20 protein-coding genes, 8 tRNA genes and 1 riboswitch are annotated in these 18,969 nt (G+C 50.8%); of the genes, 19 read left to right on the plus strand and 9 right to left on the minus strand.

The genetic code is table 11. From position 1 onward, the window contains the following. Positions 1-94: 94 nt before the first annotated feature. The 8 genes from LLU09_RS00375 (at position 95) to LLU09_RS00410 (ending at position 811) form a co-directional block, all read left to right on the plus strand. Positions 95-168 (plus strand) — tRNA-Met (locus LLU09_RS00375). Positions 169-182: 14 nt separating this feature from the next. Then, a tRNA-Asp gene (locus LLU09_RS00380) sits at positions 183-258 on the plus strand. A 26-nt stretch (positions 259-284) separates the two neighbouring features. Continuing rightward, positions 285-357: transfer RNA gene (locus LLU09_RS00385), tRNA-Phe, on the plus strand. Between the two features lie 13 nt (positions 358-370). Beyond that, positions 371-443, plus strand: a tRNA-His gene (locus LLU09_RS00390). A gap of 12 nt (positions 444-455) precedes the next feature. Then, positions 456-529, plus strand: a tRNA-Gly gene (locus tag LLU09_RS00395). A gap of 9 nt (positions 530-538) precedes the next feature. Beyond that, positions 539-613 (plus strand) — tRNA-Asn (locus LLU09_RS00400). A gap of 1 nt (position 614) precedes the next feature. Continuing rightward, a tRNA-Glu gene (locus tag LLU09_RS00405) sits at positions 615-686 on the plus strand. A gap of 37 nt (positions 687-723) precedes the next feature. Continuing rightward, a tRNA-Ser gene (locus LLU09_RS00410) sits at positions 724-811 on the plus strand. A 50-nt stretch (positions 812-861) separates the two neighbouring features. Here the strand turns inward: LLU09_RS00410 and LLU09_RS00415 are convergent. Then, entirely contained in the window at positions 862-999 is a 138-nt protein-coding gene (locus tag LLU09_RS00415; RefSeq protein ID WP_228309998.1) for a hypothetical protein, read from the minus strand. A gap of 111 nt (positions 1,000-1,110) precedes the next feature. On the opposite strand from LLU09_RS00415, the gene LLU09_RS00420 reads away from it, so the two are divergent. After that, entirely contained in the window at positions 1,111-1,719 is a 609-nt protein-coding gene (locus tag LLU09_RS00420) for a DedA family protein (RefSeq protein WP_228309999.1), read from the plus strand. A gap of 129 nt (positions 1,720-1,848) precedes the next feature. On the opposite strand, the gene LLU09_RS12730 is transcribed toward LLU09_RS00420, so the two are convergent. From LLU09_RS12730 to LLU09_RS00435, 4 genes are all read right to left on the minus strand, one after another. Further along, the gene (locus tag LLU09_RS12730) at positions 1,849-2,091 is read right to left on the minus strand and encodes a helix-turn-helix domain-containing protein (RefSeq protein ID WP_483314028.1); all 243 of its coding nucleotides are present in this window, start codon (positions 2,089-2,091) and stop codon (positions 1,849-1,851) included. A 133-nt stretch (positions 2,092-2,224) separates the two neighbouring features. Then, positions 2,225-2,551, minus strand: a complete 327-nt coding sequence (locus LLU09_RS00425; protein ID WP_228310000.1) for a four-helix bundle copper-binding protein — start codon at positions 2,549-2,551, stop codon at positions 2,225-2,227. 78 nt (positions 2,552-2,629) lie between these two features. After that, on the minus strand, positions 2,630-3,421 hold the full coding sequence (locus tag LLU09_RS00430) for a class I SAM-dependent methyltransferase (RefSeq protein WP_228310001.1): 792 nt from the start codon (positions 3,419-3,421) through the stop codon (positions 2,630-2,632). A gap of 57 nt (positions 3,422-3,478) precedes the next feature. Continuing rightward, positions 3,479-4,213, minus strand: coding sequence for a DUF5067 domain-containing protein (locus tag LLU09_RS00435; RefSeq protein WP_228310002.1), 735 nt, complete (start codon positions 4,211-4,213; stop codon positions 3,479-3,481). Positions 4,214-4,379: 166 nt separating this feature from the next. Here LLU09_RS00435 and LLU09_RS00440 point away from each other — a divergent pair, with 166 nt between their 5' ends. After that, positions 4,380-4,889, plus strand: coding sequence for a hypothetical protein (locus LLU09_RS00440; protein ID WP_228310003.1), 510 nt, complete (start codon positions 4,380-4,382; stop codon positions 4,887-4,889). Positions 4,890-4,917: 28 nt separating this feature from the next. Here the strand turns inward: LLU09_RS00440 and LLU09_RS00445 are convergent, their stop codons facing one another. Further along, entirely contained in the window at positions 4,918-5,835 is a 918-nt protein-coding gene (locus LLU09_RS00445) for a 1,4-dihydroxy-2-naphthoate polyprenyltransferase (RefSeq protein ID WP_228310004.1), read from the minus strand. Positions 5,836-5,954: 119 nt separating this feature from the next. Here LLU09_RS00445 and LLU09_RS00450 point away from each other — a divergent pair, with 119 nt between their 5' ends. Genes LLU09_RS00450 through menE form a run of 5 tightly spaced genes read left to right on the plus strand, consistent with a single transcriptional unit; the run spans position 5,955 to position 12,043 of the window. Then, the gene (locus LLU09_RS00450; protein WP_228310005.1) at positions 5,955-7,319 is read left to right on the plus strand and encodes an isochorismate synthase; all 1,365 of its coding nucleotides are present in this window, start codon (positions 5,955-5,957) and stop codon (positions 7,317-7,319) included. Then, positions 7,316-8,992, plus strand: a complete 1,677-nt coding sequence (gene menD / locus LLU09_RS00455) for a 2-succinyl-5-enolpyruvyl-6-hydroxy-3-cyclohexene-1-carboxylic-acid synthase (protein WP_228310006.1) — start codon at positions 7,316-7,318, stop codon at positions 8,990-8,992. Before LLU09_RS00450 ends, menD begins: the two co-directional genes overlap by 4 nt. After that, positions 8,982-9,767 carry a 2-succinyl-6-hydroxy-2,4-cyclohexadiene-1-carboxylate synthase gene (menH, locus tag LLU09_RS00460; protein ID WP_228310007.1) on the plus strand — a complete coding sequence of 262 codons (786 nt, stop codon included), beginning with the start codon at positions 8,982-8,984 and terminating at the stop codon, positions 9,765-9,767. The genes menD and menH overlap by 11 nt, the downstream gene beginning before the upstream one ends. 3 nt (positions 9,768-9,770) lie before the next feature. After that, positions 9,771-10,589 (plus strand): 1,4-dihydroxy-2-naphthoyl-CoA synthase, encoded by an 819-nt coding sequence (menB, locus tag LLU09_RS00465; protein ID WP_228310008.1) that lies wholly within the window; start codon positions 9,771-9,773, stop codon positions 10,587-10,589. 50 nt (positions 10,590-10,639) lie between these two features. Then, positions 10,640-12,043 carry an o-succinylbenzoate--CoA ligase gene (menE, locus tag LLU09_RS00470; RefSeq protein WP_228310009.1) on the plus strand — a complete coding sequence of 468 codons (1,404 nt, stop codon included), beginning with the start codon at positions 10,640-10,642 and terminating at the stop codon, positions 12,041-12,043. Between the two features lies 1 nt (position 12,044). Here the strand turns inward: menE and yidD are convergent, their stop codons facing one another. After that, positions 12,045-12,287, minus strand: coding sequence for a membrane protein insertion efficiency factor YidD (gene yidD, locus LLU09_RS00475; protein WP_228310010.1), 243 nt, complete (start codon positions 12,285-12,287; stop codon positions 12,045-12,047). Between the two features lie 76 nt (positions 12,288-12,363). Here yidD and ytkD point away from each other — a divergent pair, with 76 nt between their 5' ends. Further along, complete coding sequence (ytkD, locus tag LLU09_RS00480) at positions 12,364-12,825, plus strand: RNA deprotection pyrophosphohydrolase (protein WP_228310011.1); 462 nt, start codon at positions 12,364-12,366, stop codon at positions 12,823-12,825. A 53-nt stretch (positions 12,826-12,878) separates the two neighbouring features. Here the strand turns inward: ytkD and pckA are convergent, their stop codons facing one another. Further along, positions 12,879-14,459, minus strand: a complete 1,581-nt coding sequence (gene pckA / locus LLU09_RS00485) for a phosphoenolpyruvate carboxykinase (ATP) (RefSeq protein ID WP_228310012.1) — start codon at positions 14,457-14,459, stop codon at positions 12,879-12,881. A gap of 150 nt (positions 14,460-14,609) precedes the next feature. Beyond that, a riboswitch (SAM riboswitch) is annotated at positions 14,610-14,715 on the plus strand. A 90-nt stretch (positions 14,716-14,805) separates the two neighbouring features. Here pckA and metK point away from each other — a divergent pair. Continuing rightward, positions 14,806-15,999, plus strand: coding sequence for a methionine adenosyltransferase (gene metK / locus LLU09_RS00490; RefSeq protein WP_228310013.1), 1,194 nt, complete (start codon positions 14,806-14,808; stop codon positions 15,997-15,999). Positions 16,000-16,048: 49 nt separating this feature from the next. Here the strand turns inward: metK and LLU09_RS00495 are convergent, their stop codons facing one another. Continuing rightward, the gene (locus LLU09_RS00495; protein WP_040106614.1) at positions 16,049-16,240 is read right to left on the minus strand and encodes a hypothetical protein; all 192 of its coding nucleotides are present in this window, start codon (positions 16,238-16,240) and stop codon (positions 16,049-16,051) included. A 317-nt stretch (positions 16,241-16,557) separates the two neighbouring features. Between LLU09_RS00495 and LLU09_RS00500 the strand changes: the two genes are divergently transcribed. Further along, a complete protein-coding gene (locus LLU09_RS00500; protein WP_228310014.1) occupies positions 16,558-17,466 on the plus strand; it encodes a nuclease-related domain-containing protein in 909 nt (302 codons plus the stop codon). Positions 17,467-17,544: 78 nt separating this feature from the next. Next, positions 17,545-18,924, plus strand: coding sequence for an NAD-dependent succinate-semialdehyde dehydrogenase (locus tag LLU09_RS00505; RefSeq protein ID WP_228310015.1), 1,380 nt, complete (start codon positions 17,545-17,547; stop codon positions 18,922-18,924). The last annotated feature ends 45 nt before the right edge of the window (positions 18,925-18,969 follow it).

Consider the following 18,969-nt stretch of genomic DNA (forward strand, 5'->3'; position numbering starts at 1 on the left):
AATTTTACGTAACGAAATTATAAAAACCGCTTGAAAATACTTTGTAAAACGTATAGTATATGTATCAGGCGTTGAAAGCGCACAATAATATTACCGCGGGGTAGAGCAGTCTGGTAGCTCGTCGGGCTCATAACCCGGAGGTCGATGGTTCAAATCCATCCCCCGCAATATTTTTACATACAGGTCCCGTGGTGTAGCGGTTAACATGCCTGCCTGTCACGCAGGAGATCGCGGGTTCGATTCCCGTCGGGACCGCCATTATTTTTTTTGACTATACATACCAAGGTTCAGTAGCTCAGTCGGTAGAGCATGTGATTGAAGCTCACAGTGTCGGCGGTTCGATTCCGTCCTGAACCATTCTAATATTATGGCGGTTGTGGTGAAGTGGTTAACACACCGGATTGTGGTTCCGGCATGCGTGGGTTCGATCCCCATCAGCCGCCCTTATTGGTTATGCGGGTGTAGTTAAATGGTATAACCCCAGCCTTCCAAGCTGATGTCGTGGGTTCGATTCCCATCACCCGCTCCATTTTATTATTCCACAGTAGCTCAGTGGTAGAGCTATCGGCTGTTAACCGATCGGTCGTAGGTTCGAATCCTACCTGTGGAGCCATGGCCCGTTGGTCAAGTGGTTAAGACACCGCCCTTTCACGGCGGTAACACGGGTTCGAATCCCGTACGGGTCATAACAGAAGTGAGCCTGCTCACTTCTTTTTCAATCATGGACAGTTGGCCGAGCGGCTTAAGGCGCACGCCTGGAACGCGTGTATACGGCAACCCCGTATCGAGGGTTCGAATCCCTCACTGTCCGTACTCACCCCTTGAAACCAGAAGGTTTCAAGGGGCTTTTTTATGATGATTTTAATGTTCTTTTGACTTTTCATCTGTATAATCGCTTTGTTTAGCCTGGGCTTTTTCCATCATTTGTTCCTGCCGTTCCTGTTTCCTTCTGTAATCATCAAATACTCCTTTGTCTGTTCGTTTAGCTGTTTTAACCATATTATCGATGTCGTTAAACAATTACGGCATAATGGAACTGATTACGGGTAATTAAAAGAGGGAAGAGAAGTATATTTTATCCGCAATTTTTGTGCGTCTTAGGAGGATAAGATGGAAAGTTTGCTTACCTATATCATTAATAATTTCGGCCGTCTCGGCATCGCCTTTTTGATGGCTTTAGAAAATGTTTTCCCGCCCCTCCCATCAGAAGTGGTGCTGAGTTTCGGTGGTTTCATGACGACCCAGTCGAGTTTGGGGATGACCGGTGTCGTCATTTCAGCGACCATCGGTTCAGTGGGTGGCGCCACTGTCCTGTACTACTTCGGCAAATTTCAAGCTCAGAAGCGGATGGAAAAGATTGTAGACAAGTGGGGGCATATCCTACCGATAGATAAGGAAGATATCTATAAAACCAATGACTGGTTTAGTAAATTTCAATCAGTGGCTGTGTTCATATGCCGCTTCATTCCTGTGATGCGCAGCATCATATCAATCCCTGCAGGGATGGTACACATGAACATACTGTTGTTTCTTACATTGACTACAGTAGGTACTTTGATTTGGAATACTGTCCTCGTATACCTCGGTGCTTCTGCCGGTGGTTCGTGGCAGACAATTGTGGGATATATGGATATCTATTCAAAGATCATGTATGGCATTCTCATTGCAGTGGTGATCATCCTCATTTTCCTACTAATAAGAAAGAAAAAGAAACGATGATTTCATCAATGTCATTAACTTAAGGGTCTTGACATTATTTAATAAGCAGACATTCATGTAAGTGAACTATAACCCGAATAATGGAAAGTTAATAAAAAACGTCCATTGTTCGGGTTTTTCTGTGCCCACTCAATGATCTTGTTTATAAGTTTCATTCAATGACGCCGGCTGATTCTGTTTCTTTTTGGATGGTTTCTGATTCATCTGGGCCCGCCTGCCTTTCGATTTGGATTCCAACCCCACAATACCATATTGATTAAATTTAGCCTGCCAGTGGGTAACGGTGGAAGGATTCGGGATTCGCTGTCTCCCTGTAAGATAGCTGATGTTCTGAACGGTACTGTAGGACAGTGAGTTTAAACGTATCGGAATAAGCGGCTCTTGTCATACCGTCAATCAACCCCTGGGCGTCGTTTTGGTTGAATTGATTCACCATGGGAAGAAACATAAAAAGACAGGAGACTCATGGTTGGATGAGACTCCTGTCTGATGAAGGGCATTTTGATTATGCAGCATTTCTGCACGCTTCTGCACATTTGAAGCATGCTTCTGCACATTTCTGGCAGTGGTCATGGTCGTGCTTTTCACATTCCTTACCGCATGCTTCACAAATTGTTGCACATACGCCGGCGATTTCTTTTACAAATGGTGAATTCCTTGAAATTGCCTGTTCAAGATAACCGCACATATCCGCACATTCCCTGTCGAGGCGGATGCATTCGGCCATCATCTTGACGTCGTCTTCCTTGAGGCAGGCGTCGAAACAGTGGTTGCATTCTTCCATGCATTCATGCAGCGTTTGGAGCAGCTGCTGATGCTGTTCGTGTGCCATCAATGATCACTCCTAGGAATATTTTTATCTACATCTTTTTTATTCCCAGTCTCGGTCTCATTAAACATGGGCTGCCTCCTACTGTACCGTCCCGTCCTGCACATCGATGTACCCATAATGGAAGAGACTGGTCTTACGCTTCACCTGCGTGAATCCAAGTTCACTGAATTTCGGACTCTTCCAGTGGTCCTTCATGACCACACGCCTTCTGGCGACGCGCCGGGCTTCGATGATGGTTTCCATGCGGAGTCCGGACTGTTCGGTCTGATGGTGGATGGTGCGGATGGCGTTCGAGTTGTCGATGGCTTCACTGAACATGGGATCGAAGTAGATGATGTCGTATGAATCATCGGCCTCTGATGCGAGGAATGCATGATTTTCTGCATTCATTGTTGTTATACGGCGCATGGCTTCATTGATTTCCTGGTTTCCGGCAGGGAAGGACTGTAGTCCTTCTGCTGCAAGCAGGTGGAGCAGGGGGTCGGCTTCAAGGGCTGTAACCTGGCCGTCCGGCCCAGTGGCGAGGCTGGCGATGATGCTGTCTGAGGCCAGTCCCATGGTGCAGTCGAGCACGTGCATGCCGGGGATGATTCCTGCAGTTTCGATGAATGGGTCGGTCTCTCCACTCAGCATCCTTTTGGCGCGTACCATCGCCATGTTCGGATGGAATGTGAGCGGCTCCTTCCGGGAGAGGGGGTGGATGGCGATGCCGTTCCTGCTGACGACGATGATGTCTTCCTTGTAACACTCCTTCAATTTGGTGATGGACCGCTTCCCCCGGTCGATATAGGGGGAAGCATATGCTTCCGAGAGTGTTCGGGCATGGTCTATGGTCTGCTGATCGGTTCTTCCGCCGGTTGTGACTATCATGATATGCTCCTTAAATGAAATGACCCTGAACATTTTGTCAGGGTCATGATGGCGATATTATTCTTCAGAATCTTCCTCTGTTTCCTCTTCAGTCGTTTCTTCTTCGGAGGATTCGGTGCTTTTGAGTTCAATCGTGTGGTCGAGTGGTTCGATCTCCTCTTCGGCCATCGGGTTCTCGCGGCTCTGGAGGACGGTTTCAAGTTCAGGGTCGACCGGCCCATATGCAAGCACTGCTGTTGCCGTTTCACCAGGCTCGATCATTTCTGTTGCTGCAGATGCCTCTTCACTCTTTTCAAAGTCTTCTGGCAGGTCCATCGTCAAGTTTTCGAGTGTGGTTTCTCCACCCTCCATGATCTGTCTGACGGCAAGATCAAGGCCGAATGCTTCCTGCGGTGCAGTGGCTACATCGGAGTTGTTCGTGAATTCGAATTCGATGGTGACGACTTCAGTCGGCTGAGGTTCTTCTGCCCCTTCCTCAGTCTCCTCCTCAGTCGTCTCCTCTTCAGATTCCTCAGGCTCGATTGTATACTGGCCGAATTCACTTACCGTGTAGTCCCCATATTCACCGGAATGTGTGACTTCGCCGTCTTCGGAGGAATCACTCTCGGATTCTTCTGTCGACGCTTCGGAAGACTCTTCTTCAGTCGTTGCCTCTTCATTCGTATCTTCAGAATCCTCCTGGACAGTCTCTTCTTCTGATGTTTCTTCTTCAGAACCGCCTTCTCCACCACATGCTCCAAGAACAAGTGCAGTTGACAGGCCGCCGGCGAGCAGATATTTTTTTAATGTCATGTGAAATTTCCCCCTATAAATATAAAGATACATGTCAATTATAGTATAATTTTGAAAATAATCAATATTATTTCTATTCTCGAAATAATTATATCTCTTTTCATTGTAATTAATGTTAATCTCATATAAACTGAAGGAAACACTCTGGGAAATACGGGGAAAAGAAATGATAGCTTACAATGATGTAAATGAATACTTGAATAATATAGAGTTACCACGAAGTATAGAAGAAATCTTCTCGGCCGAGCACGAACTTGAGGGGAAGGAACTGGAGTTCCTTCAAGTGGCGAAGCGCTTCCTTAAGGAAAACCTTGATTTCGAGAGCTACCGCCTCAAACAGGTCCACTGCATCGGCACATGCAAGATCAACCTTACGCGCACAGCACTCTATTTACTGTTGGACGACGAAATCATCAGTGTGCACAAGTCCATCCTCAAGGATTTCAACGAGGAGGCGGATTGGACGCTTACGAATTTCCGTCTGGATGAAATCAAAAATATGGATTTCGATAATGATGAGTCAGGGTCTTCAAGATATGAAACAGGCGTGCTCTTTCTGAAGGTCCTGAACGAAAGGGGGGCTGTTCGTAACCGCACACTGCGTCATCTGAACCCAAATCATTTCCAGTGCTTTCATGATTTCTATACAAATATGCAGCAGAATAGAACGGTCTAAAAAGCTCTGGCGAAACTCGCCAGAGCTTTCATATTCCTGTAATACCGTAGAGCAGCAGGCCGATGGTTAGCAGCAGGCCGAACATGGTGTTCAGCTTACCCATGGAGGCCATGGCGGGAATCAGCTCCTGGGGTGTGCTGCCCCTCCACATCAGCTTGACCGTCCTTATGAAGATCGGCAGGGAGAGGAATGTCAGGATCATGAAGATGGAGCCGTAGGGTGTGAAGAAGGCGATCCATCCGATGAAGATGTATGAGAACAGGAGCAGCGCTGCAGTGGTGATGACGGCAATCGGTTTTCCGACCAGGATGACGAATGTCTTCCTGCCGCTTTCCTTGTCCTTTTTTCGGTCCCTTATATTATTCGCCATGTTCAGCAAGCCAATCGTTATGGCGACGGGTACCGACATCAGCAGCGGGAAGTAGTGCAGGGTGCCCGTGTGGATGTAGAATGTGATCATGATGATGACGGTGCCCATGAAGAAGCCGGCGAAAATTTCACCGAATGGCGTCCACGAGATGGGGAAGGGCCCCCCTGTATAGAGGTAGCCGACAGCCATTGAGATGATGCCGGCGACGAGTACCCAGAAGGAGCTGTTCAATGTGATGTAGATGCCGATCAGCGCAGCAAAGATATAGAAGATGACGGCGATGTTGAGCACAGTCCTTGGGGACATGCCGTTCCGCACAATTGCACCGGCGATCCCCACAGACTCGCGGCTGTCGAGTCCCTTCTTATAGTCGAAGTACTCGTTGAACATGTTTGTTGCGGACTGGATGAGCAGGGTAGCAATCAGCATCGCAAAAAACATATCCCATCTGATGGATGAAAATAGAAGTACACTCGCTGTGCCGACGAGCACTGGCACGAAGCTCGCCGTCAGGGTGTGCGGCCGGGTGAGGCTGATATATTTTTTGATGCCTGTATGTGTATCTGTTCCTTGCATGGCGATCTTCCTTTTTAATAATGATGATAACAATTTTAGCACATTTGATTATATATCATACACAGGTAAATGAATAAATGATAAAATAGTATTAATTATGCGGAAAGAAGTGTGTAGTAATGAATTTGGAAGCATATCAAAACGTTCTGGATGAAGTCAGGCTGGATTCGGATAGAGCCTATCTCAGTCTGCAGCTGCCCATTGATGGATATGATATAGATGAACAGAAGATATTTTCATATTTCCAGAAGGCGCAGGGGTCAAGATACTGGTTCCGTTCCAAAGATGACAGATATAATACCGTCGGTATCGAATACCTGGAAAGCATCAAAAGGGACAAGTACTCATCCAACGCGCTGGCCATCCAGAAATCCACATTGTATGACAGAATCCAGAAAGTGCCGCTTGAAGAGGGCATGAAATCCTCCCTCAACCTGTTTGGAGGTACACGCTTCGATGACAAGGACACTTCTGACGAATGGAATGATTTCACCATGGTGGAATTCCACCTTCCGAAGTGGCAGTTCGACCTGGTCAACAAGGAGCTGTTCTATTCGGTTTCGCTCGCGGAGGTGGAGATGTCCACCATCCTCGGCGCCATAACAGGAGAGCTCGAGAACATTGCAGCAGTTGAAGTGAAGGAGTTTGAAGCGCCCCAGATCAATATGGAGAAGGACATCTTTCCAGAGGAGTGGAAGTCCCTCGTTGATCATGCAGTAAGCGTATTGGATGACACGGCGTTCAGGAAAGTGGTGCTGGCAAGACAGCGGCTCCTGACATTCAAATCAACGATCGACCCGCTTTTCCTATTGAAGAGATTGAATGATGAGACCGGCACTTACACGATCTATTACGAAAAAGGGAAGTCCCTCTTCGTATCGAAGTCGCCTGAAAAGCTCTTCGATATCCAGGGGGACACCCTGAGGACGAATGCGATAGCAGGATCTTCTGAACGCACGGGAGACGCCGAGAAGGATGAAATGCAGAAGTCATTCCTCCTGAATGATGAAAAGAACCGGTATGAGCATGAACTTGTGAGGGAGTCCATCGTCAGCGACCTCGAACCCTTCACGGACTGGGTGGAGTTCGGGCCCGAGCCCAACATACTGGAAAATAGGTATATATACCACCTTCATACGCCGATCAAAGCCGAGCTTTCAGATGATTCGGGCATATTCGAACTGCTGGATGCCATCCACCCGACACCGGCGGTGGGCGGCATGCCGAAGGAACGGGCACGGCAGTACATCATGGAGGAGGAGTATGGTACAAGAGGACTCTACGCCGCACCAATCGGACTCATCCATGAAGACAATGAGAGCGAGTTCGTTGTGGCAATAAGATCCATGCTGCTGCATGCCAACAGTGCGACGCTGTTTGCGGGATGCGGCATCGTCAAAGGATCTTCCAGCGAGAAGGAATTTGAAGAGACGCGTGTCAAATTCACACCAATGCTTAATGTACTGGGGGTAGAGAACAGATGAATCCATCAGATCACCAGGAAGCATTGACGTACCAGGTATTTACGCTCATGGATCTGCTGCAGTCCCACGGGGTGCAGGAGGTCGTCATCAGCCCAGGCTCGCGTTCGACACCGCTCGCCCTGGCAGCAGAGCTTCACCCGGACATCCATACACATATCCACCCGGATGAAAGGAGTGCGGGCTTCTTTGCTTTGGGACTGGCCAAGTTGGAACATTCCCCTGTGGGTCTCATATGTACTTCCGGGACGGCGGCGGCAAACTATCTGCCGGCGCTCGCTGAAGCGGACCTCAGCCATATCCCACTCATCGCACTGACTGCAGACCGTCCGCATGAGCTCCGGGATGTGGGCGCCCCCCAGGCGATCAATCAGCAGAACATGTATCGCAACTATGTGCGGTATTATACGGAGCTTCCGATTGCAGATGTACACGAATCGCATCCGAACCTGCTTGAGACGAAAGTCATGCAGTGTGCGCAGTATCTCAGGGGGCCGGAAATGGGCCCGGTGCACATCAACGTGCCGATCAGGGAGCCGCTCATGCCTGACATGACCCGCACGGACTACTTCTTCAGGTCCCAAAAGAGGATGCAGCAGTACAGGGTTATGCCGGATGGGGACATCCATCTTGAAGGCCACGGCATCGTACTGATCGGTGAGACGGTCGAATCACTCGACTGCATTACGCCAATCCTCGAGCGGGACAACCTGACGGTTATAGCAGATCCGCGCCAGCATATCCGCCGGGAGATGGCGGGTGTCATCACACATCAGGATCTGATCTTCAACAGCATGGATGCGGACCAATTCGGCCGGCTTGAGAGTGAAGTCGACTTCATCGTGCGTATCGGGGAGCCGCTCACCTCAAAAGCGACCAATAAGTTTCTGGCACAGACCAGAATCCCGCAATATGTGATCAGCGAGCACCAGGCACTGAAGACTTTCCCTGTGGCTCCAAAGGAGGCATATGTGGGCACCATCAGTGCAATCCTGAAATCGGTCAAATTCACTTCTGCGGGCCGCGGGCCCAAAGAGTGGCTGACGGCGCTTGATGGAAGGATCAGCAGGAGAATCGAGAAATATATCGCGGACTACGATGATGAAGGCCGTTTCATGTATGAAATCATGAAACAAACACCGGCGCACCGTGCACTATTCCTTTCCAACAGCATGCCGATCAGGGACGGGGAACGCTATGACCTGGACAACACGCAGCGGATATATGCCAACCGGGGTGCAAATGGTATAGACGGCGTGGTCTCCACGGCGCTCGGCATGGCAATGAAGACGCCGCTCACCCTCGTCATCGGGGACATTGCACTCTACCATGATATGAACGGCCTGATCATGTCGAAGCTTGAAGATATAGACATCACCATCATCGTCTTCAACAACAATGGGGGCGGAATATTCAGCTTCTTGCCCCAGAGCGACAACCAGGAGCACTTCGAGCGGCTTTTCGGAACCCCGCTCGACCTCGATTTCAGGCACACTGCAGAACTGTACAATTTCAACTACATGCATACGGAAAAGGTTGAAGACATCACAAGCGGACTCATGAACAGCAAGGGCCGCAACATCATAGAAATAAAGACCGACAGGGTGGCAAATGCCGCATCCCACCAGGATCTGCGCAGACAGATTGAAGATGTGGTGAAATCCGTTGAAATTTAACCACCGGTTCACAGATAACGGCAAAAGCCGGACACTTCTGCTGCTCCACGGCTTCCTGTCGGATATGACGAGCATGGACGGGGTGGCCGGAGAGCTGTCGTCCCACTACAACATCCTTGCGGTCGACCTTCCGGGCTTCGGGGGGACACCAAGCGCTGGCATCGACTACGGCATGGAGGACATTGCGGAAGGTCTCCGCGATCTCCTCGCATCTTTGGACCTCGATCAGGTGGATGTACTCGGCTATTCGATGGGGGGCAGGGCAGCCCTCTCCTTCATTGCGAACCATCCCGAATACGTCGGACGTGCCGTACTTGAGAGCACTTCCCCGGGCATCGCCACAGAAACGGAGCGGGAGAAGCGACGGAGTGTGGATGCGGAGCGGGCAGCGCGCATCAACGAAGACTTCCCGGCATTCATTGCCGGCTGGGAGGACATGGGACTGTTCAGCAGCCAGCAGGCACTGCCTGAAAAGGCTCTGGAACATCAGCGGCAGAACCGCCTCTCCCAGCAGCCGGCTGAGGCGGCGGACAGCCTGATGAAATATGGGACGGGCGTTCAGCCTTCCTATTGGGAGGCACTCCGGCGCATCGACTTTCCCGTCCTGCTGCTGGCAGGAAATCGGGATGAAAAGTTCATTGGAATCAACTCCAGGATGGCGGAACTGCTGCCGGATGCCCGGTTTGAAATCGTCGATGGCGCAGGACATAATATTCATATGGAAGCGCCCAAGAAATTTGGTACAATAGTGATAGAATTTCTACTAGGAGGATAAAGCATGTCAAGAAAATGGGAAACACTCAAAGAATATAGAGAAATCAAGTATGAGTTCTACAACGGCATCGCCAAAGTGACGATCAACCGGCCCGAAGTGCGGAATGCGTTCACCCCGCTTACGGTCTCTGAAATGATCGATGCCTTTACACGCGCCCGGGACGACCAGAATGTTGCGGTCATCGTCCTGGCTGGAGAAGGGGATATGGCATTCTGCTCCGGCGGCGACCAGAAGGTGCGCGGCCATGGCGGCTACGTCGGGGAAGATGAGGTTCCAAGACTGAATGTACTGGATCTTCAGCGTCTCATCCGTGTCATCCCGAAACCTGTGGTAGCCATGGTATCCGGCTATGCTATCGGCGGCGGCCACGTCCTGCATGTCGTATGTGACCTGACGATCGCAGCAGACAATGCGCGCTTCGGTCAGACCGGCCCGAAAGTCGGCTCCTTCGATGCCGGCTACGGTGCAGGCTATTTGGCACGCATCGTCGGCCACAAGAAGGCGCGCGAAATCTGGTATCTGTGCAGGCAGTATAATGCAGATGAAGCACTTGAAATGGGTCTCGTAAATACAGTAGTCCCACTTGAGGAGCTTGAAGACGAGACGGTGCAATGGTGTGAAGAGATGATGCAGCATTCACCTACAGCACTGCGTCTGCTGAAAGCGGGCATGAACGCAGACACGGATGGTCTTGCAGGTCTGCAGCAGATGGCAGGGGATGCAACGTTGCTCTACTACACTACAGACGAAGCGAAAGAAGGCCGGGAAGCGTTCAAGGAAAAGAGAAAACCTGACTTCGGCCAGTTCCCAAGATTCCCATAAGCATTTACCAGCCCATCATCTGATGGGCTTTTTTAAAGGTGGAATAGGTTATGTACAATTGGTTGGAATCCCGGGCACGGGAAATGCCGGATAAGCCGGCAGTCATATTCGAAGGCAAGGCGGTCACCTTCTTTGAGCTGCACGAAACAGCAGTTGAAATGAAGGGGCGCCTCGAGGCGCTGGACCGGACGCGTGTAGCATTTTTCATCGGCAACACCCTGGATGCAGTATATGCAATCCACGGAGCCATGCTGGCCGGCATCGAAGTTGTGATGATCAACACCCGTCTGACCGGGCGGGAGATCGCAGCCCAGCTGGATGACATCGATGTGGATACGGTCGTGGCCACCGAGCCTGTCGTACTGGAAGGGTACAGGGTGTACACATGGGAGGATATCCGGAACATGGCGCCCGTTTCCGGCAGAGGTGGATCATCATCCGGCAGCGGTATCCTGTCGATCATGTTCACATCCGGCACGACGGGCCGGGCGAAGGCCGTCACCCAGAGCTATGACAACCACTATGCTTCAGCGCTCGGCTGTGAGGACCGCTTCGGCTACACGGAGGACAGCATGTGGATGAACATCAATCCCATCTACCATATTTCAGGGTTCTCCGTGCTGCTGCGTTCGGTCATACGGGGCTGCACCATTGTGCTCATCGAAAAGTTTGAAGAGGAGAAGATCTGGCGGACCATTTCTGAATATGGTGTGACCCACACCAGCATGGTGCCGATCATGCTGAAGCGGCTGATGGACCATGAGATTCCGGACCACCGTCTGGAGGGCATCCTCCTCGGCGGAGCCGGCGTCACGAGCGATATACTGCGCCGTGCACTTTCCATGGGACTGCCGGTCTACAACTCCTTCGGCATGACCGAAACTTGCTCTCAGATCGTCTCCATCGCCCCGGACGACCCGAAGATCCTCGACGGTACAGTAGGGAAGCCGCTCGGCAACATCGACATCAAGATCGATGACAGCAGTGATGGTGAACTGCTCGTGCGTGGCGGCCCCGTTACAGGGGGATACCTGAATGCCGGAATGGAAGTGTCTGACGGGTATTTCAGGACCGGCGACATGGGCCGGATCGATGAGGCGGGCTACCTCTATATATTGGACAGGCGTAAGGATCTGATCATCAGCGGTGGCGAGAATGTCTATCCGAAAGAAATAGAGGATGCCATCAACACCCATCCCGGAGTAGCGAATGCCGCAGCCGTCAAACGTAAGGACCCCGAGTGGGGGGAGGTTCCGATACTGCTTGTGGAACCCGTTGAAGGGTCGGTACTGAAGACTGCCGACCTGTTTGCCCATCTCGGCGAGAGGCTTGCCAGATACAAGCTGCCGAAGGAGATCCATCATGTCGACCGTATCATCATGACGTCGACGGGCAAAGTATCGAGGGCGCAGAACCAACACGCCTATAATACGAAAAGGAGCAGCAACCATTAGGTCACTGCTCCTTTTTCTCATAGTTCTTCGGATTCAGCGGGACGGGGTCATATCCTCCCGGATGGAAGGGATGGCACTTGAGGATGCGCTTGACGGCCATGAAGCTGCCCTTGAATGGCCCGTGTTCCTGCACGGCTTCAATCCCGTAGTTGGAGCATGTCGGGTAGAAGCGGCAGCTCGGCGGAAACATGGGGGAGATGGCCTTCTGGTAGAACCGCATCATATATAAAACCACTGTTTTCATTATTTATCACCCTATAGCATTTATAAGCATAATGATATAGGGTACACTGGATTTAAGCAAATTTGGAGATGATGCGATGCTTGAATTTAAAGACCAGAGCGGCCGAAAAGTGACGCTCGAATTCGAATATACAAACGACATGGATCATATCCTTGCCATCTGCATGATGGACGGCAAATATCTCTTCACCGACCACAAGGTGCGGGGCATAGAATTCCCGGGTGGAAAGATAGAGTCCGGGGAGAGTGCTGAGGAAGCGGTGCACAGGGAAGTCTTCGAAGAGACGGGCGCAAGCATCGGAAATATGCAGTTCATCGGAGTCTATACCGTCCATGATGAAGTCAGGCCTTTCGTTAAAGGGGTCTATCTTGCTGAAGTGGCGGACATGTTCTTCAAATGCGAATATATGGAGACATATGGGCCGGTACTGTACAAGGCGGTCGAAGACATACCCGAGGAGCGCCGGAGCTTCCTCCTTGATGATCCATGCATCGACTATCTGTATCAGAAGAGCCGGAATGAAGGCCAATTCAAATAAGGGAGCCGGACATCAGTATCACTGATGTCCGGCTCCCTTGAAATTTTATTCCGTTATAGGCTGAATCCGCCCTTTTTGGCGATGTCTTCGGATTCGGTACCGAACTTCTTGAAGTTTTCGATGAATGCTTCCTTGAGCTTAAGGGCCTTCTCATCGTAGGCTTCCTCGGACACCCATGTATTGCGTGGGTTCAGTATTTCCTTCGGCACACCGGCAACTGAAGTCGGGATGCTGAGGCCGAATGCGGTGTCCTCCTCGAATGCATTGAGGGCGAGTTCTCCGCTGATGGCACGTCTTACCATGGACCGTGTGTACTTGAGGTCCATGCGTTTGCCGACACCGTATTCGCCGCCGCTCCAGCCGGTGTTGACGAGGTATACATCCACATTATGCTTGTCGATCAGGCCACCGAGCATATCTGCATATGTCTTGGCATGCAGCGGCAGGAATGGTGAACCGAAGCATGTCGAGAATACAGGCTGTGGTGTCGTGATGCCGCGTTCCGTCCCGGCAAGCTTTGAAGTGAAGCCGCTCAGGAAGTGGTACATTGCCTGCTCCCTGGTCAGCTTGGAGATTGGCGGCAGCACACCGAATGCATCTGCCGTCAGGAAGATGATCGTATTCGGATGTCCGGCGACGGATGGAATGCGTGCATTATCGATGTGATCAAGCGGGTAGGCGGCACGTGTATTTTCCGTCAGGGAGCCATCATCATAGTCCGGCTTTCCTTCATCGTCGAGAGCGACGTTCTCCAGAACGGAGCCGAACTTGATCGCCTTGAAGATTTCAGGCTCCTTCTCGGGGGAGAGGTTGATCGTCTTCGCGTAGCAGCCGCCTTCGATGTTGAATACACCGTCTTCATTCCAGCCATGCTCATCATCGCCTATGAGTTCGCGCTGTGCATCTGCAGACAATGTCGTCTTGCCCGTGCCGGAGAGGCCGAAGAACAGGGCAACGTCCTTGTTTTCCCCTACGTTGGCGGAGCAGTGCATGCTCATTACACCCTGTTCTGGCAGCAGGTAGTTCATGATGGAGAAGATGGACTTCTTCATTTCTCCCGCATACTCCGTACCGCCGATCAGGATGATGCCCTTCTCGAGGGATACGATGACGAATGCTTCCGACTTCGTGCCGTCGGTTTCCGGGTCGGCCTTGAAGGTCGGTGCAGAAACGATCGTGAACTGCGCATCCATGCCGAGGGCTTCTTCCTTCGTTTCCGGACGGATGAACATCGTGCGTGCGAACATGCTGTGCCAGCTGAACTCGGTCACCACGCTGAGGTTGAGGCGCGTCTTCTCGTCAGCACCGGCATAGCCGTTGAAGACGAAGACTTCCTCCTTCTGTCCCAGGTAGTCGATGACCTTCGTGAACAGGTTGTCGAAGACTTCTTCGGAGATGGGCTGGTTGACCTCACCCCAGTCTACCTTGTCCTTTGAGGTGCCATCTTCGACGATGAAGCGGTCCTTTGGGCTGCGTCCGGTATATTTTCCGGTTTCAGCACGGAGCGCACCCGTCTCCGTCAATCTGCCTTCTCCCCTTTTCAAAGACTTTTCAACAAGCTGAGCAGTGGAAAGCTGGACATGCGAAGTATCCTTAGCCACCAGATTTTGAATGCTTTCGGAATGGTTTACCATAATTATTGCCCCCGTTTTATGTAGTATACAAAGTAATTGGTACTTTCACGAATTAGTATAACACATTGATAATTAATGTGACATAATAATTGTAAAATAATATTACCTTGATTTGAAACCCATCATCTAGTATATTATATGTTAAGTTATCTCTTATCAAGAGCCGGTGGAGGGAACATACCCGACGAAACCCAGCAACCTCTTTTCAACAAAGAAAGGTGCTAAAGGATGCAGAAGTTATTCTGATCGATAAGGGGAAGAGCGGAGCCTTTTCTCGTATTATTGGGAAAAGGCTTTATTTTTTGCTACTGGGAGATAGCTAATAATCATAAAGGAGATTTAATTAATGGCAGAGCGTAGACTTTTCACTTCCGAATCCGTAACGGAAGGTCATCCGGATAAGATCGCAGATCAGATATCCGATGCAATACTGGACGAAATACTGAAGGGGGATCCGCATGCCCGGGTCGCCTGTGAAACTGTAGTGAATACCGGCATGGCACTGATCGTTGGAGAAATAAGCACAAACACCTATGTCGACATCCCGAAGATAGTGCGGGAGACGGTGAAGGATATCGGTTATGTCCTTGCCAAATACGGCTACGACTATAAGACGATGTCAGTCCTGACGGGCATAGATGAGCAGTCCTCGGATATCGCCCAGGGGGTGAACAACGCAGTTGAGACGCGGGAGACCGAGGCGGTCTCCACCGGAGCAGGGGACCAGGGTCTGATGTTCGGCTTTGCGTGTGATGAGACTGAAGAGCTGATGCCTCTGCCGATCGCCCTTGCGCACAAGCTTTCAAGGCGCCTCACTGAAGCGCGCAAGGAGAATATCATCGACTACCTGAGGCCGGACGGCAAGACGCAGGTCACCGTCGAATATGACGAGAATGACGAGGTCAAGCGGGTGGATACGATCGTCATCTCGACGCAGCACCATGAAGAGGTGGAGAAGGAGACGATCCAGCGTGATCTGATCGAACACGTCATCCGTGAGGTCGTTCCGGCTGAACTGCTTGATGAAGAAACGAAATATATCATCAATCCGACAGGGCGCTTCGTCATCGGCGGCCCGCAGGGCGACGCCGGACTGACTGGAAGGAAGATCATCGTGGATACCTACGGCGGCTACGCACGCCACGGCGGGGGAGCCTTCAGCGGCAAGGACCCGACCAAGGTTGACCGCTCTGCAGCCTATGCAGCACGGTACATCGCCAAGAACATCGTGGCTGCAGGCATTGCTTCGAAATGCGAAATCCAGCTGGCATATGCCATCGGGGTCAGCGAACCCGTTTCAATATCCGTGGATACATTCGGCACCTCCTCCTACAGCGAGGCGGACATCGTCACGGTCATCAGAAGGCTCTTCAACCTTTCACCGGACGGCATCATAGAGATGCTCGACCTGCGCCGTCCGATTTACAAGAATACGGCGAGCTACGGACACTTTGGCCGTGAAGACCAGGATTTCCCGTGGGAAAAGCTGGATAAGGCAGCGCAGCTCAAAGAGGAGCTCTCGGCTATAAAAGTGAACTAGACACAAAAAAGGCTCCGGAATATTCCGGAGCCTTTTTATGCATGATCTGCTACTCTGTATCTTGTTCTGTCGTGACTTCATCTTCCATCGTGGTTTCTTCCATCGTTTCTTCTTCCATTGTTGTTTCTTCAGTGGTGGTTTCTTCTTCCATCGTGTCCTCTTCGGCAGAGTCACCGCCGCATGCGCCCAGTACGAGAACTGAAGCAAAACCGCCGGCCATTAGATACTTTCTGAGTTCCATGATAAACCCTCCTGATTTCTAATAGTCTGCATGTTGGATTGCCTGCCAGTTTCTCTCTCTGCCCGGCAAGTTAATATATACTTACCCGGAGTATTAGCAGTAAAACATATCAGGAGCCGATATGCACTGAATTTCGAGTGCCGGGAGGCCTGGGAATTATAATGCATATTGTAGATTCACACGGATATGATAGATGGCAAATAGATTTTCATTAAAATATTTGTTTTTGACCGTAAACATATATTATTTTGGTATAATGAACAAAGTCTTAGGCAAGACGACAAAATTATAATATGGAAGGGAATTGAGAAGGAGCTATGAATACGGAAATTTTCACTGACCCAATCGTCATTGCGCTGGCGGTACTGCTGCTTGCCATTGCCATCGCTTTCCTGGTCTATTACCTCAAGTATAGAAACAGGGTCAACGCGCTCAAAGAGGAGTATGGCAAGGAAAAGGAAAGCCTCGTAGAGAAGTATGAATCCGACAATGAAGAGCAGCGTCTCGAGTATAGGAAGGAAGTATCTTCGCTGAACGAAAAGTACCATAATGATACGACCCTGCTCAACAACAAGCTCTCCAGCCTGCGCCAGTTCACGGTGGACAAGGGGGAGTACCTGACCGACCTCTCTCTGATCCAATTGAAAGATCGTCTTGTACGTGATGAGAAGATCAGGGAAACGGACATGTATATACTGTCCAACGTCTATCTGCCATCAAGGAACTATACAAATACACGCAAGATCGACCACCTGGTGCTTACACGCACCGGCATCTATCTGATCGATTCCAAGTACTGGAAGGGTCACATACTGCACGGCGTGGATGAAAGCAACTTCGAGCAGCTGCCATATATCGAGTCGTTCTTCGACCTTCTGGATATCGACAAGTCGAAGGAGCAGACGCTGATCTTCGAAAAGTCGGATGATAAGAATGTATCGGTCAACTACTATAATGACACCATAGAAGAAACGAAGATTTCGGCCGAGAAGCTGAAGAACGTCTTCAAGCTCGAATATGATGTCGTGCCGATGCTGTACTTCAATCCGCAGGACAACGGAAACTACTCCATCAGCAACTACTCCAATGATCCATCCATAAAAGTCCTTGTCGGTGAGGAGGAGCTCGAGAACTTCTTCTTGAAGTATGTCTTCCATGGAAGGTTCCAGTACACCGTCAAAGATCTGGATGAGATTGCAGAGGCGATCTTCCAACTGAATCCGTAATCGTATTCTTTGTCTTGAATATGAAAAAGCCCTATAATTTTTTTATAGGGTTTTTATTTATTCCAAGGAGGCGTAGCAATGTCTGAAGAAATAATCGTGATGAACCCGGCTACCGGGGAAGAAGTTGATCGGGTCAAGAAGGAAAGCAGGGAAGACATCGAAAGGAAGATCGACAAAGCGCACGAGATGTTCAAGCAGTACAGGAAGAAGAATGCGCATGACCGCAGTGCACTGCTGGTCAGGTGGGCTGAACTCATCCGGGAAAATAAGGACGAAATCGCAGAACTGATCACTAAGGAGAACGGCAAGCCGCTCAAGGAAGCTGCAGGAGAAGTGGAGTATGCATGCAGCTATATCGACTACTATGCCGAAGAGGGGAAAAGGGTGTATGGCCGGACGATTCCACAGCACGAAGATGATGTCCGCCTGGTCGTCACCAAACAGCCGATCGGCGTGGTTGCTGCCATTACGCCGTGGAACTTCCCCGTCGCTATGATGGCCAGGAAAGCCGCGCCGGCGGTGGCGGCAGGATGTACATTCATCGTCAAGCCCGCCAGTGAAACGCCGCTGTCCGCCATCAGATTCCTCGACCTTGCACTGGAGGCGGGCTTCGAGGAAGGGGTCATCCAGTATGTGACGGCATCCGGCAAGGACGTCGGAGAGGTATTCTCCCACTCGGAAAAAATTATGAAGCTGACATTCACAGGCTCGACCGCCGTCGGCAAGACGCTGATGGAGGGCGCGGCATCCACAGTTAAGAACATCACGATGGAGCTCGGCGGCCACGCCCCGCTTGTAGTCAACAAGGATGCAGACCTCGATATGGCTGTTGAGCACGCGGTGGCTACGAAGTTCAGGAATTCCGGGCAGACATGCGTCTGTGCCAACAGGTTCTATGTGCATGAAGATGTCGCAGAAGCATTCAGCCAGAAGTTTGCGGACCGTGTGAAGACGCTCAAGGTCGGCAATGGACTCGACGAAGGTGTTGAAGTGGGGCCGATGATCAATGAGGATGGCTATGATAAGGTCATGAAGCACATCAGTGATGCGAAGGATAAAGGCGGTAAGGTCACAGCCGGCGGCGAAGGCAGCAAGGATGCCGGATACTTCATCGAACCTACGGTCATTACAGGCGCTACGGACGATATGCTCATCATGAACGAGGAAACGTTCGGGCCTGTCGCGCCGATCCAGACATTCGCGACCCTCGATGAGGCGATAGAGAAGGCTAATGATACCGAATACGGCCTCGCGGCATACTTCTTCACTGAGAGCTACCGTGATGGCATCAGATTGCAGGAAGGCCTTGATTTCGGTGTGCTCGGATGGAATAACGGGAAGCCGAGCGCGGCACACATCCCGTTCGGCGGCCTGAAGGAAAGCGGCATCGGACGAGAAGGCGGACCGGAAGGCATCGAGCCGTATCTTGAAACAAAGATCACTTCAATGAAGATATAGATCAAAAAAAGCCTGTATCAGATGATACAGGCTTTTTTTGATGGG

The organism is Salinicoccus sp. RF5 (assembly GCF_020786625.1).
Lineage (GTDB): Bacteria > Bacillota > Bacilli > Staphylococcales > Salinicoccaceae > Salinicoccus.

Coding starts and splice junctions, on each gene's coding strand:
- LLU09_RS00415 (WP_228309998.1), bottom strand. CDS start 999: ATGGTTAAAACAGCTAAACGAACAGACAAAGGAGTATTTGATGATTAC.
- LLU09_RS00420 (WP_228309999.1), top strand. CDS start 1,111: ATGGAAAGTTTGCTTACCTATATCATTAATAATTTCGGCCGTCTCGGC.
- LLU09_RS00425 (WP_228310000.1), bottom strand. CDS start 2,551: ATGGCACACGAACAGCATCAGCAGCTGCTCCAAACGCTGCATGAATGC.
- LLU09_RS00430 (WP_228310001.1), bottom strand. CDS start 3,421: ATGATAGTCACAACCGGCGGAAGAACCGATCAGCAGACCATAGACCAT.
- LLU09_RS00435 (WP_228310002.1), bottom strand. CDS start 4,213: ATGACATTAAAAAAATATCTGCTCGCCGGCGGCCTGTCAACTGCACTT.
- LLU09_RS00440 (WP_228310003.1), top strand. CDS start 4,380: ATGATAGCTTACAATGATGTAAATGAATACTTGAATAATATAGAGTTA.
- LLU09_RS00445 (WP_228310004.1), bottom strand. CDS start 5,835: ATGCAAGGAACAGATACACATACAGGCATCAAAAAATATATCAGCCTC.
- LLU09_RS00450 (WP_228310005.1), top strand. CDS start 5,955: ATGAATTTGGAAGCATATCAAAACGTTCTGGATGAAGTCAGGCTGGAT.
- menD (WP_228310006.1), top strand. CDS start 7,316: ATGAATCCATCAGATCACCAGGAAGCATTGACGTACCAGGTATTTACG.
- menB (WP_228310008.1), top strand. CDS start 9,771: ATGTCAAGAAAATGGGAAACACTCAAAGAATATAGAGAAATCAAGTAT.
- menE (WP_228310009.1), top strand. CDS start 10,640: ATGTACAATTGGTTGGAATCCCGGGCACGGGAAATGCCGGATAAGCCG.
- yidD (WP_228310010.1), bottom strand. CDS start 12,287: ATGAAAACAGTGGTTTTATATATGATGCGGTTCTACCAGAAGGCCATC.
- ytkD (WP_228310011.1), top strand. CDS start 12,364: ATGCTTGAATTTAAAGACCAGAGCGGCCGAAAAGTGACGCTCGAATTC.
- pckA (WP_228310012.1), bottom strand. CDS start 14,459: ATGGTAAACCATTCCGAAAGCATTCAAAATCTGGTGGCTAAGGATACT.
- metK (WP_228310013.1), top strand. CDS start 14,806: ATGGCAGAGCGTAGACTTTTCACTTCCGAATCCGTAACGGAAGGTCAT.
- LLU09_RS00495 (WP_040106614.1), bottom strand. CDS start 16,240: ATGGAACTCAGAAAGTATCTAATGGCCGGCGGTTTTGCTTCAGTTCTC.
- LLU09_RS00500 (WP_228310014.1), top strand. CDS start 16,558: ATGAATACGGAAATTTTCACTGACCCAATCGTCATTGCGCTGGCGGTA.
- LLU09_RS00505 (WP_228310015.1), top strand. CDS start 17,545: ATGTCTGAAGAAATAATCGTGATGAACCCGGCTACCGGGGAAGAAGTT.